Genomic DNA, 12,085 nt, shown 5'->3' on the forward strand with positions numbered 1-12,085 from the left:
CGTAAAACGCCACCCGCCACGGAAAGGTTGGCCAGGGGAAGCTTGCAGGGGGCGCACGTGAACGACCAGGTTGTGAATATCCGGGGGTTACACAAGCATTTCCGCTCCGCCGGCGAAGACGTCCCCGTGTTTGAGAACTTCAGTCTGTCACTGAACGCTGGTGAATCCCTGGCAGTCATGGGCCCCTCCGGTTCCGGTAAAAGCACACTTCTGAATGTTCTCAGCGGTCTGGAGCCCTGGTCCTCCGGTTCCATTGAGCTGTTCGGGAAGGAGATGTCCCCCCGGGATGATGCCCGGTGGGCGTCACTCAGACGCTCGGCCATCGCCACGGTGTTCCAGGAGGCCAACCTGATGCCTGCGCTTACCCTCGCAGAGAATCTGCGTCTGCGGGCGGAGCTGGCAGGCCGTGAATCCCCGGACGTAACGGACTGGCTGGAAAAGCTGGGGCTCGAGGGCCTGGATCGCCGTTTTCCGGACCAGGTATCTGGTGGTCAGCGCCAGCGCGCGGCCCTGGCCATGGCGTTTGCCATGGTGCCGGAACTGATTCTGGCGGACGAACCCACTGGCAGTCTTGACCGGAAAACCGCCGAGCGGGTCGCTGACGCCATGTTCCGGTTTCAGCGCAGGAATGGCTGCCCCCTGATCCTGGCAACCCATGATCCCGATCTGGCGGAACGCTGCGGCCGGACTCTGACCCTGAACAGTCACGGTTGATGCCATGACCCTTCTCCCGGCCCTGCTGAGTCATTATCGACGCCATCCCCTGCAGCTGCTGGCTCTGGCACTGATCATCGTGCTCGCCACGGGGCTCTGGACAGGAGTCTGGGAGCTGACCCGCCAGGCCAGGCACAGCATGGAGCAGAGTGAGGAGGCCGTGGCGGCGCGCTACCAGGTGATCAGGGAGGACTCAGCTGAGGTCACTGTGGAGGATTTCGTGCGTCTTCGCCGGCGGGGGGTTTGTGTCACTCCCTGGCTTGAAGTGGAGCGTCCGGCAGAACAGGGGCGGGTAATCGGCGTGGATGTTCTGTCGATGGGCTGCCTCCCTGGGGTGCGGACAGGGGATTCTGATCAGGGAGCGCAACTGGCAGACGTTCCGGAGCTGAACGGAAAGCCTTTTGTGGACATTGCCGAGGCAGTCAACCTGTCCGCTGACACCGGCGAGAGTCAGTTCCGTCTGCTGGTTGCGCCGGAGAATGCAGAGCTGCCTGAGTCTTATGTAATCCGGCCTGTACCCGGGGGCATAACCACTGGCGAGCTGGCAGACAGTTTTCTTCTCAACCTCAACGCCCTCTGCGTCCTGGTGCTGCTGATCACCGCCCTGCTGGTTCGCAGCGTCTACAACCTCGGCCTGGTGCAGCGACGCGCCAGCTTGGCGCTGCTGCGGCGCTATGGTGTGCCTGCAGGCCAGCTCCAGCGCTACCTGATAGGTGAGCTGGCCGTGCTGGCGCTGTTAGCGGCGGTTCCGGGAGTGATGCTGGGCCAGCTTCTTGCCCAGGTGTTTGCCAGTGGTTTCGGCGACGCCATGGTCAATCTGTTCAGCGTCCGGCTCTATGCCGGTGGCAGCCAGTGGATGTCCTGGCTGCTGGCCATGCTGGCTGTGGCTGTGGTGGTGGTCTGGTGCGCCTTCGATGCCCTGACGGCGGCGGCACGGGCAAAGGCCGAAGTGACTCTCCGGTTTCCACTGATGCGGCTGGGGCTGTCGTTGATTCTGCTGGGGCTGCTCGGAGTGGTCTGGAGCATGGAGCTGTGGCAGGTCTTCGTGGCGGTCGCCCTCCTGCTTGCCGGGGTGGGTCTGGTGACACCCAGGCTGCTTTCCGGTTTCATGGGGTGGCTGGCAGCCCGGGCCCGCGATTCCCTGACCCTCTGGTCCTGCCGTGAGATGGCAGTGATGCTTCGCCGCCTTGCCCTGCCAGCGGTAGCCCTGCAGTTCGCCGTTGCCACAGTGATCGCCATCCAGGCTCTGGTGACCACGTTTGAATCCACCTTCCTGAACTGGCTGGATCAGCGGCTGCAGGGGGATATTTACATTCAGGTCCCGGCAGGCCGCTCCGGCGGGACAGCAGTGGATTATCTGGAATCCGCTGACGGAGTGTTGGCTCTGCACAGGTCAGTCCGCGGAAGTGTGACCCTTGATGGCGCTGAAACGGATCTTCTCGCCCTCGACCCGGAGTCGGATCTGCTGGAGGCCTGGGAGTTCCTTGAATCTGTTCCCCGTCCATGGAAGGCGCTGACAGAGGGGGGCGTTATGGTGAACGAGCAGTTGGCCTTCCGCGAGGATGTGGGCGCGGGCGACACCATCGGTATCGGTTTGGGTGGCACCTTGCTGAGCCGGGAGGTGGTGGCTGTCTACGCAGATTACGGCAGACCGGTGGGTGAAGTCCTGCTACCCCATGAAGTTCTCCCTCCGGATTTTCAGCCCCGCTCTGCAAGCATTTCCGTGCAACTGGAGGAGGGCGTCCTGCCAGGGTTGCGGGAGCAGCTGGGCCGGATCTGGCAAACCGGTAACCTGCAGATCCGTGACAACAGCCAGGTGCGTCAGCTGGCCACCGGGGTTTTCGAACAGACGTTTTTTCTGACCCGGGCGATCAGCCTGATGACCGTGGTTCTGGCCGGCCTGTCACTGCTTCTGATGGGCTGGGTGTTCTTTTCGGCTCGCGCCTGGTATTACCAGCTTCTGCAGATCTGGGGCCTGTCGGACCGTAGCCTGCATCGCCGATTACAGTGGCAGGCCGTCGGGCTGACGGTGCTGGTGGCCCTGGCCGCACTGCCAACCGGGATTTTTCTCACCTGGGTACTGGTTGCGAGGATCAACCCCCTGGCATTCGGCTGGTCTCTGCCCATGGCGGTGTATCCGGCTTTCTGGCTGGAAATCCTGGCCCTCTGCGGGGCGATCGGCCTGTCCATCGCCTGGCTGGTCCGGCGTCAGATCAGGGGTTTCGCCCCAGCTCCGGTCGCGGCCACCCAGATCGAGGGAGCAGAGCGATGAATACATGCTTTCGTCTTTGCCCCTTCATGCTGGCCCTGATCCTGGCGGGAACAGGAGGCTGTACCCCCTCTGAGGAGCCCTCCGGTTTTGCGGGTCTGGGGGCGGAGAGCGGGGAAGGAGCGGTGAGGGCAGGAAAGTTTCTGCAGCCCGGGCCCCAGGACCGCATCAGCCTGCCGGAAGACCTCGGGCCCCATCCCCGGCACCGGATCGAATGGTGGTACCTGACGGCCAATCTGACTACAGCCAGCGGGAAACCTCTGGGCCTGCAGTGGACCCAGTTTCGTCAGGCCCTGAAGCCCAGGGCGCCGGAACAGGAACCTCCGGCCCCGTCCCAATGGCCGCTGGAGGCGGTGTGGATGGCCCATGGAGCGGTTTCCTTTGAGGGTGAGCACAGATTCCGGGAAAAACTGGGCCGGGGTGGCATCGGCCACGCCGGGGCCCAGGCCGATCCTTTCAGGGTCTGGCTTGATGACTGGGAACTTGTGCCATCCGAGGGGAGCGGACGCTGGCAGCTGAAGGTCGAAGCAGAGGACTGGTCCTACGATCTGACCCTGACGCCCCGGCGGGAGCCGGTAAGGCACGGCCAGAATGGTTTCAGCGCCAAATCTGCCAGTGGCGAAGGGTCCATGTACTTCAGCTACGTGGATCTGGCAATAGCCGGCACTGTAGAGCTGGGTGGAGAAAGCCATGCGGTTGAGGGTACCGGCTGGTTTGATCGTGAATGGAGCAGCCAGTTTCTCAGGTCGGAACAGCAGGGCTGGGACTGGATGGCTCTGCATCTGAAATCAGGAGATAAGCTGATGGTGTTCCAGCTGCGGGAGAATGACTCCTCATTTCGCGCTGGCACCTGGGTGTCCGAAGGAGCGAGGGGAGTGGCGCTTGCCGGCGACGATGTTCAGCTGAAGGCGATCGGTATGCGGGAGACAGAGGAGGGGGAGGTGCCGGTGGAATGGCGGGTTCGTGTTCCTTCGCGGAATGTAGATCTTCTGGTGAGAGCCGCCCCCGGGCAGTTCTGGAACCGGGGGATTTTCCCCTACTGGGAAAGCCCGGTCGAGGTATCCGGCTCTCATCAGGGCCGGGGCTATCTTGAGCTTACCGGCTATGCCCGGCGTCAAAAGTAAGCGGACCAGTCCGCTTACTCCGCTACCTCGGTGTCAGTTTCAGTACCTTGCCATCGCGCTCGTCGGTCAGCAGCCAGATTTCACCCTCCGGGCTCTGATAGACCGACCGTATCCTGCGGCCAGGATCCGTCAGAAGATCTTCCTCTTCCAGCACTTTTCCCTCTTCATTGATGCGCATACGCACAAGCATTCTCGACTTCAGCGCTCCGATGAACAGGTCTCCCTGCCAGCCGGGAAAGCGGCTTCCGTAATAGAAATCCATGCCCGAGGGGGCGATGGATGGGTCCCAGTAATGCAGGGGCTGGGCCATTCCGGGCTTGTGGGTTTTATCGGTGATGGGCACGCCACTGTAATCGATGCCGTAGGTGATTTCCGGCCAGCCGTAGTTGGTTCCCGCGCGGATGATATTGATCTCGTCTCCGCCCCTGGGGCCATGTTCATGGCTCCAGATAACGCCGGTTTGCGGATGTACTGTCATGCCCTGGATGTTCCGGTTGCCATAGGTGTAGAAAGTGTCGTTGACGTTCGGGTCATCCAGCCAGGGGTTGCCTGGCGCCGGGCTGCCGTCAAGGGTAATGCGGTGCACGCCGCCAGCGTCATCCATGGTGTCCTGGGCCCGGTCCATCTCGCCCCGGTCACCCACACTGACATACAGGTACTTGTCCCGGTCAAAGACCATGCGCCCCGCGAAATGTCGGGTGGTGCGGGACCTGGGTAGGGCCTCGAAAATCACTTCCACGTCTTCCAGCTGGCCGTCACTGTACCTGGCCCTGGCGGCTCTGGTGGTCATCAGCCCCTCGTCATCCTCATGGGCATAGCTCATGACAAGCAGCTGGTTGTCGGTGAAGTCAGGGTGAAGGACAAGATCCAGCAGGCCACCCTGACCGGCCGAGACCAGCTCCGGCAGACCCGTCACTGGCTTGGACACCAGGGCTCCATCCCGCAGGATCCGAAGTCTGCCGGCGCGCTCGGTCACCAGTTGATCCCCGTTGGGCAGGAAAACCAGGCTCCAGGGGTGCTCAAGGCCGTCCGCGATCGTGCTAACCCGGTAATCATGGTGTTTCGAACTGAAGTCCTGGGCGCCACCGGTCTGAGGCAGCACAAAAAGCATTATCGCCATGGCGAGGTGAGGAAGGGCATGGGGTCGCGGCCGAATCTTGCGCATCTGGTATCTCCCTTGGTGGTTGAATCGGTGCGTTTCATCTCCACGGTTGTGACCGGGTTTTCGAAATCCATTCAGATACTGCCTGCGTAAGCAGGAATGTCGGGGCAGCTATGGTTTGAAATGCCTTTGGGTCTTTATGCCATACTGCCATAACACGATATGAATTAAAGGAGTTCACCATGTCCGATCATGTTTACAAGAAGGTGGAAATTGTTGGTTCCTCACCGAACAGCAGCGACGAGGCCATCGCCAATGCCCTTGCCGAAGCCGGCAAGAGCATCAAGAATATGGAGTGGTTCGAGGTGCAGGAAACGCGCGGCCATATAGAAAACGGCAGGATCGGTCACTTCCAGGTTGTGCTGAAGATTGGCTTCCGGCTCGAAAGCTAATAGCCCACTCTCAGTGCGGCTGCCCATGCCTGGCATGGGCAGCGTTTTCTGTCATTTGCCTCTCACGAAGGCCTTTTCCGGCAACCCGGTCTCCTCCGGAAAACGGGTTTACCCCCGCCCATGGCGCTGTAGCCATCTGTCCAGCTGATCGGCAAAAGCCTTGCGGTCGCTTTGAGAGAAAGCTGCGGCACCACCGCTGAACTGGCCGGCGTTACGCATTTCCTCCATGAAGTTCCGCATCGCCAGGCGCTGGCGGATGTTTTCTTTTGTGAAGGCCTGGCCCCTTGGATTGAAGACATCGGCGCCTTTCTCGATGGCCTCGGCGGCAAGGGGAATGTCCTGGGTTATCACCAGGTCGCCGGGGCTGAGCTGCTGAACGATTTCGTCGTCTGCCACGTCAAATCCCTGGGGGACCTGGCGGGTTTTCAGAAAAGGCGAGGGTGGAACGCGGATGGGCTGATTCGCCACAAAGGTGGTGGTGATCTGCCAGCGCTCCGCAGCGCGGCACAGGATTTCTTTCACGACGACCGGGCAGGCGTCGGCATCGACCCAGATTGGCATGGCAGTTTTCCCTGTAATTTTTAACGGATGAAGTGAGCAGCGCGTCAGTGCACAACGTAAGTTACGCTGATTATCCGACTTTAAGGCAGGAGTGAAAACATGACTCAGTCTATATCTGCTGATTTGCGGGCAGCTATTGCAGTCTTCCTGGCGACTTTCCTTCTGCCAGCAATGTCGCTGGCTGCCAGCGAGCAAGAGGCCTGGGAGGCCCTGCGGGAAGGCAGGGCCGTGCTGATCCTGCGTCATGCGCTGGCACCGGGCACCGGCGATCCGCCCGGCTTTGAACTTGGTGACTGCTCAACCCAGCGTGACCTGAATGAGCGGGGCCGGGACCAGGCCCGTTTCTGGAAACCATTCCTGGCTCACCGTGGGATCGACCAGGCCCGCGTATTCTCCAGCCGCTGGTGTCGGGCCACCCATACGGCAGAGGAAATGGGGCTGGGTGAGGTAACGGCCATGCCTTCCCTCGATTCCTTTTTTCAGAACCGGGGTGATCGCCAGAAACAGACGCGGCAGACGATCGTGAACGTGAATGCCCTTGGTGCTGGATCACCCATAGTGCTGGTGTCCCATCAGGTCAACATTACGGCACTTTCCGGAATCTATCCCGCCTCAAACGAGGGGGTCATTCTGGCGCTGCCGTTATCGGAGGACCCGAAGGTGCTGGCCAGGGTTTCACCAGAACCGTGATCCGGAAGGCGCAGAAAGACTAGATGTTTTTGGGTCGGATGGCGCCCGGGCACTTGCGCAGCCTTTGTGATCACGCAAGACTGGGGTCAGGTTCGCAGTCAATCGCATTCACTACATCGGAGACGCCATGAGATTTCAGCCACTTTCTCTGCTTGCAGCCATCCTTCTTGCAACCGCAAATGTCGCTCTGGCGGAGGAATACAGTTCCGGTCCTCTGACCATCGAGCACCCCTGGGCCAGGCCAACGCCTCCAAATGCCACCTTTGGTGTCGGCTACATGTCGATTACCAATGCCGGCCAGGAAGATGTTTCTCTGGTGGGCGCCAAGACTCCACGGGCGGCGAGAGTGTCCATCCATCAAAGCAGAATGCATATGGAAATGATGGGGATGGAGCCAATGCCGGATGGCCTGGCTATCCCGGCCGGAGAAACAGTGGAGTTGAAGCCCAATGGTTATCACCTGATGCTTGAGAACATCAGCGGCAGCCTTGAGGAAGGTGAGCGCATCCCCCTGACCCTGGCATTTGACGGCGCCCCCGACGTGGAAGTTGAACTTGATGTCCGGCCGCTGGATGGACAAGCAGACAACAGGGAGTCCAGCGACCATGATGGAATGGATCACGGGGCCCATCAGTAACGTTAACCGCCAGGATTAAATGACAGACTGTTCCGTGGAGCTGTGCACCCTCTGCCGAAGCACCGGCCTCCGGCTGCTGGCTACCGTAAAAGGTGTGCCTTACTGGCGCTGTTCTGGCTGCCGGGCAACCCTGATGGACCCGGCCCAATGGCTGGACGTCGCTTCTGAAAAAGCCGTCTACGACCTGCACGATAACAGCCCGGAGGATCCGGGGTACCGGCGTTTTCTGGGTAAACTGGCCAATCCGCTGCTGGAGCGTCTCAGGCCAGGGAGCCGGGGGCTGGATTTTGGCTGTGGCCCGGGACCGGTGCTGGCACAGATGCTGAAAGCGGCTGGCATGCAGCTTGAGCTTTATGATCCCCTGTTTTATCCGCGCTCCTCAGTACTGGACAAAACATACGATTTTGTCACCTGCACCGAGGTGGTCGAACACCTGCACGACCCGGCTGCCACTTTTGCGATCCTTGACCGGCTTCTGAAACCCGGAGGATGGCTGGGGGTAATGACCTGTTTTCAGACCGACGATGACAGGTTTGCCACCTGGCATTACCGTCGAGACCCGACTCACGTTATCTTTTACCGGGAAGAGACGCTGGCCCTGGTTGCACGTCAGTTCTGCTGGACCATGGAAGTCCCGGCGAAGGATGTGGCGCTTTTCCGCAAGCCTTTATAAAGCCGCAGTTTCTCAGGCAGGCTCCCGGTGTTCTGGCCGGCGGTCTCCCTCGATGAAGTTGGCCACGAAAACAGCCTTGCCGTACGTCTCGAACGACCACTTCATGGTGTCTGAGAGCACCTGCATTACCTGGTCGTAATCGCCAAAAATCTGCGTGCTCATGCGGTTGGGGTAGACCTCAAGCCCAGTGTTTTTCAGGCGTTCGATGATTGCCTTGATGGGTGACCTGAAATCGTCAGCCAGGGGATAACAGCTCAGTTGGACAGAAAGGTACATGGTGCCTCCGGTATTGGACAGTAATGGGTCGGTTTTCTTTCGGTTCTGCAGGACAGCGTAAACCAGAGTCGGTCCAATGTTGATAGCTCAGTGCGTATAAGCCTGTTTAAGGGCACTTCCCGGCTGCTAGACTGAAAATAAAACTGACTCCAGACATCCGACCAGGAAACAGGGAGGCTTTTCGATGCACAACGCTGAGATTGCCCGCAGGTTTCATGAGCTGGCAGATCTGCTTGAAATCCAGAATGCCAACGAATTCCGGGTTCGGGCCTATCGCAACGCCGCCAATATTGTCGAAGGCTCCTCCCGCCGTGTGGAGGACATGGTCAGGAAAGGTGAAGACCTCTCTCTGATAAAGGGAATCGGGGACGACCTGGCCGGCAAGATCGAGGAACTGGTCAAAACCGGCTCTCTGCCGCAGCTCGAAGAACTGCAGCAGGAGCTGCCGGAGGGACTGCACCAGCTCATGCGGCTGGGGCAGTTGGGGCCCAAACGCACAAAGTTGCTGCACGATGAGTTGAAAATCACTTCTCTTGAGGAACTCCGGAGCGCCGCGGAGAAGGGAAAAATCCGGGAGGTCAGGGGGTTTGGCAAAAAGACCGAACAGAAGATTCTTGATGAAATAGACAAAGTCAGTGACCGGGAACGTCGAACTCGTCTCGGTGAGGCCGAGCAGGTCGCCGGCCCCCTGGTTGACTATCTCCGTGAGCTGGATGAAGTAAAAAAAATCACCGTTGCCGGCAGTTTTCGCCGCCGCAAGGATACGGTAGGGGATCTGGACATTCTCGTGGCCTGTAAAGACAGCAAGCCGGTAATGAAGCGTTTCACCAGCCACCCGGAAGTGGCAGAGGTGGTTTCCAGGGGCAGCACACGCTCAACCGTCTATCTGAAATCCGGCCTGCAGGTGGATCTGAGGGTAGTGAAAGAGGAAAGTTACGGCGCTGCGCTGCATTATTTTACCGGCTCCAAAGACCACAACGTGGCCATCCGCAGGATGGGGGTGGAGCGCAAGCTGAAGATCAATGAGTACGGGGTGTTCCGTGGCCGGAAACGGATCGCCGGCAAAACGGAAGAAGAAGTTTTCGAACAGGTTGGTCTGCCCTGGATTCCTCCGGAGCTGAGGGAAAACCGGGGCGAGATCGAGGCGGCAGAGAAAGGCCGCCTGCCAACGCTGGTGGAGCTGGATGACATCCGGGGCGATCTTCACATGCACACCGAGGCTACCGATGGTCGCCACAGCCTGGAAGAGATGGCCCGGGAGGCCAAACGACTTGGCTATGACTATGTTGCCATTACCGACCATTCAAAACGCCTGACCATGGCCAAAGGGCTTGATGCCAGACGGCTGCGTAAGCAGATGGAGGAGATCGACAGGCTCAACGACAGCCTTTCAGGCATCCGCGTGCTGAAGGGGATTGAGGTGGACATTCTCGAGGATGGCACCCTGGATCTGCCTGATGAGGTGCTGAAGGAGCTGGATCTTACGGTCTGCTCCGTTCACTCCAAATTCGACCTGTCAAAGAAGAAGCAGACAGAGCGGGTGTTGCGGGCCATGGACAATCGCTATTTCAATATCCTGGGGCATCCGACAGGTCGGCTGATCAATGACCGGGATCCCTTCGCCATAGACCTTGAAGCCATTGTTGAGGCCGCGGCGGATAAGGGCTGCTGCCTGGAGCTTAATTCCCAGCCGAGCCGGCTGGATCTGGCCGGTCGTTATGCCCGCATGGTCAAAGAAGCGGGGGTTCTTGGCGTGACATCCACCGACGCCCATGCTGCGGACCATCTTGGATTCATGCACCTTGGGGTTGCCCAGGCACGGCGTGGCTGGATGGAGAAAGCCGACCTGCTCAATACCCGCCCTCTCGATGAACTGAAAAAAGCACTGAAACGGTGATGCCAGGACGTCGGGATGACCTGTTCCTGCATAGCGTTGCAAGGCTCTGACGCTTCCCGTCCGAGCTGAAAGTGAGCAGTTCTGAAACGTGGAACCAGCCAGCAAAAGGAGGAAAGCCATGACCAGCCTTGCAGGACTGTGTATCGATATCTCCGGCGTACTGATCGAGGAGGGAAAAACCGTGGCCGGGGCCCGCGAAGCCATGGAAAAGCTTCGCGAGGCTGGACTCTCCTGCCGGTTTCTGACCAACACCTCCAGAAAGCCCGCCAGTGCGGTATTGGACCAGCTCCGGGACCAGGGCTTTGATGTAAACGAAGACGAAGTAATGACTGCTCCCCAGGCAGTAGCTGCCTATCTCAAAGAGCATGATCTTCGCCCCTGGCTGCTCATTCACCCGGATATCCGCGGCGAGTTTTCTGCTCTTCAGACCGATGACCCCAATGCCGTGGTGGTCTGTGACGCCGGGGAGCGATTTGATTATCAGAATCTGGATCGGGCGTTTTCCCTGCTGATGGAGGACGCGCCTCTGCTGGCTGTGGGAATGAACCGCTATTTCCGCAAGGAAGGCGGTCTGCATCTGGATGCGGGACCTTTTATCCGGGCCCTGGAGTACGCGGCGGACGTGGAGGCCACAATTATTGGCAAGCCCGGCCGGCAGATGTTTCAGGCCGCCTGCGACAGCATGGAAATTGATTCTGCGGCCTGTCTGATGATCGGCGATGACGTAAGCGCTGATATCGGGGGTGCTGTGGATGCCGGTCTGAAAGCCGCCCTGGTGCGTACCGGCAAATACCGGGCCGAGGATGACAGGGAGGCGGAGCGTCTGGGGGCCGGTGTCTTCGACGATTTTGCCTCGGTCGTGTTCCACTGGCTCTGATGCCAGTTCCCTTTCCTGGCTGATTTGGCTGTAAAACCGTAGTATTGGATACTGGTTTAACGATTCAGGATGGTCTCCATGGAAAAAGACGAGCAACAGGAAATCATGGCCCGTGGTCCAATCCCCGTGATCACAACCCTGCTGATTGCGAATGGCTTGATCTTTCTGGCGCTGCTCAGCGCTCCCTACGCGGGCATGCAGCATTTCGCACTCTGGCCGCTGACTCCCACGGTGGACGTGCCTCTCCCACCGGGGGTGCAGCCCGGCAGTTTCATGCCCTGGCAACTGGTCACCTACGCCTTTCTCCATGGCGGGTTGTTGCACCTGTTCATCAACATGTTTGTTCTGTGGATGTTTGGTGGGCCCCTTGAGCGGGCCTGGGGCTCGCGAACTTTTGCCTTCTACTATTTCTTCTGCATTGTTGGTGCAGGTTTTGTGCAGTTGCTGGTTTCTTCCAGCGGGTTGGGCGCCGCCGCTCCGTCTCTGGGTGCGTCTGGTGGCGTATTCGCCATTCTTCTGGCTTTCGGGATGAAGTTTCCCAATCAGATTGTGGTGTTGCTGATTCCGCCGATTCCCATGAAGGCCAAGTATTTCGTGGTCCTTCTCGGTGCTCTTGAGCTGTTCGCCGGGGTGTTCGGAACCCAGCAGGGTGTAGCCAATTTTGCCCATCTTGCAGGTATGGTTTTCGGGCTGATTTATCTTTCGGTATTCAGGGAACAGACAAGGACCCCCTGAGTTTCTGACCAATGGTTTGTGATAAACTGGCAGCCGGCTAAACGGGTATTTTTCCGCCCCGATTGCCGGTCCGCTGTT

At 59.4% G+C, this 12,085-nt stretch carries 13 protein-coding genes; 10 read left to right on the forward strand and 3 right to left on the reverse strand.

Annotation, left to right across the window (positions count from 1 at the left end; translation table 11 throughout):
• The first annotated feature begins 57 nt into the window (after window positions 1-57).
• Genes LG327_RS09620 through LG327_RS09630 form a run of 3 tightly spaced genes read left to right on the forward strand, consistent with a single transcriptional unit; the run spans window position 58 to window position 4,107 of the window.
• Window positions 58-714 (forward strand): ABC transporter ATP-binding protein, encoded by a 657-nt coding sequence (locus LG327_RS09620; RefSeq protein WP_404369013.1) that lies wholly within the window; start codon window positions 58-60, stop codon window positions 712-714.
• 4 nt (window positions 715-718) lie between these two features.
• Complete coding sequence (locus tag LG327_RS09625) at window positions 719-2,986, forward strand: ABC transporter permease (protein WP_404369016.1); 2,268 nt, start codon at window positions 719-721, stop codon at window positions 2,984-2,986.
• A complete protein-coding gene (locus tag LG327_RS09630; RefSeq protein ID WP_404369019.1) occupies window positions 2,983-4,107 on the forward strand; it encodes a lipocalin-like domain-containing protein in 1,125 nt (374 codons plus the stop codon). Before LG327_RS09625 ends, LG327_RS09630 begins: the two co-directional genes overlap by 4 nt.
• A 22-nt stretch (window positions 4,108-4,129) precedes the next feature.
• Here the strand turns inward: LG327_RS09630 and LG327_RS09635 are convergent, their stop codons facing one another.
• The gene (locus tag LG327_RS09635) at window positions 4,130-5,272 is read right to left on the reverse strand and encodes a PQQ-dependent sugar dehydrogenase (RefSeq protein WP_404369022.1); all 1,143 of its coding nucleotides are present in this window, start codon (window positions 5,270-5,272) and stop codon (window positions 4,130-4,132) included.
• A gap of 179 nt (window positions 5,273-5,451) precedes the next feature.
• Between LG327_RS09635 and LG327_RS09640 the strand changes: the two genes are divergently transcribed.
• Entirely contained in the window at window positions 5,452-5,661 is a 210-nt protein-coding gene (locus LG327_RS09640) for a dodecin (protein ID WP_404369025.1), read from the forward strand.
• Window positions 5,662-5,769: 108 nt separating this feature from the next.
• On the opposite strand, the gene LG327_RS09645 is transcribed toward LG327_RS09640, so the two are convergent.
• Window positions 5,770-6,222 carry a YaiI/YqxD family protein gene (locus tag LG327_RS09645; protein ID WP_404369028.1) on the reverse strand — a complete coding sequence of 151 codons (453 nt, stop codon included), beginning with the start codon at window positions 6,220-6,222 and terminating at the stop codon, window positions 5,770-5,772.
• Window positions 6,223-6,321: 99 nt separating this feature from the next.
• Between LG327_RS09645 and LG327_RS09650 the strand changes: the two genes are divergently transcribed.
• The 3 genes from LG327_RS09650 to LG327_RS09660 all read left to right on the forward strand — a co-directional run bounded on the left by LG327_RS09650 (window position 6,322) and on the right by LG327_RS09660 (window position 8,222).
• Window positions 6,322-6,912 carry a histidine phosphatase family protein gene (locus tag LG327_RS09650; protein WP_404369031.1) on the forward strand — a complete coding sequence of 197 codons (591 nt, stop codon included), beginning with the start codon at window positions 6,322-6,324 and terminating at the stop codon, window positions 6,910-6,912.
• A 127-nt stretch (window positions 6,913-7,039) separates the two neighbouring features.
• Window positions 7,040-7,549 carry a copper chaperone PCu(A)C gene (locus LG327_RS09655; protein ID WP_404369034.1) on the forward strand — a complete coding sequence of 170 codons (510 nt, stop codon included), beginning with the start codon at window positions 7,040-7,042 and terminating at the stop codon, window positions 7,547-7,549.
• A 19-nt stretch (window positions 7,550-7,568) separates the two neighbouring features.
• Complete coding sequence (locus LG327_RS09660) at window positions 7,569-8,222, forward strand: class I SAM-dependent methyltransferase (RefSeq protein WP_404369037.1); 654 nt, start codon at window positions 7,569-7,571, stop codon at window positions 8,220-8,222.
• A 12-nt stretch (window positions 8,223-8,234) separates the two neighbouring features.
• On the opposite strand, the gene LG327_RS09665 is transcribed toward LG327_RS09660, so the two are convergent.
• The gene (locus LG327_RS09665; RefSeq protein WP_404369040.1) at window positions 8,235-8,498 is read right to left on the reverse strand and encodes a YkoF family thiamine/hydroxymethylpyrimidine-binding protein; all 264 of its coding nucleotides are present in this window, start codon (window positions 8,496-8,498) and stop codon (window positions 8,235-8,237) included.
• Between the two features lie 184 nt (window positions 8,499-8,682).
• Here LG327_RS09665 and polX point away from each other — a divergent pair, with 184 nt between their 5' ends.
• From polX to LG327_RS09680, 3 genes are all read left to right on the forward strand, one after another.
• Complete coding sequence (polX, locus tag LG327_RS09670) at window positions 8,683-10,395, forward strand: DNA polymerase/3'-5' exonuclease PolX (RefSeq protein WP_404369043.1); 1,713 nt, start codon at window positions 8,683-8,685, stop codon at window positions 10,393-10,395.
• 118 nt (window positions 10,396-10,513) lie between these two features.
• On the forward strand, window positions 10,514-11,272 hold the full coding sequence (locus tag LG327_RS09675) for a TIGR01458 family HAD-type hydrolase (protein ID WP_404369046.1): 759 nt from the start codon (window positions 10,514-10,516) through the stop codon (window positions 11,270-11,272).
• Between the two features lie 78 nt (window positions 11,273-11,350).
• A complete protein-coding gene (locus LG327_RS09680; RefSeq protein ID WP_404369049.1) occupies window positions 11,351-12,007 on the forward strand; it encodes a rhomboid family intramembrane serine protease in 657 nt (218 codons plus the stop codon).
• Window positions 12,008-12,085 lie beyond the last annotated feature (78 nt).

The sequence above is a fragment of the Marinobacter sp. genome (assembly GCF_044799475.1).
Classification (GTDB): domain Bacteria; phylum Pseudomonadota; class Gammaproteobacteria; order Pseudomonadales; family Oleiphilaceae; genus Marinobacter.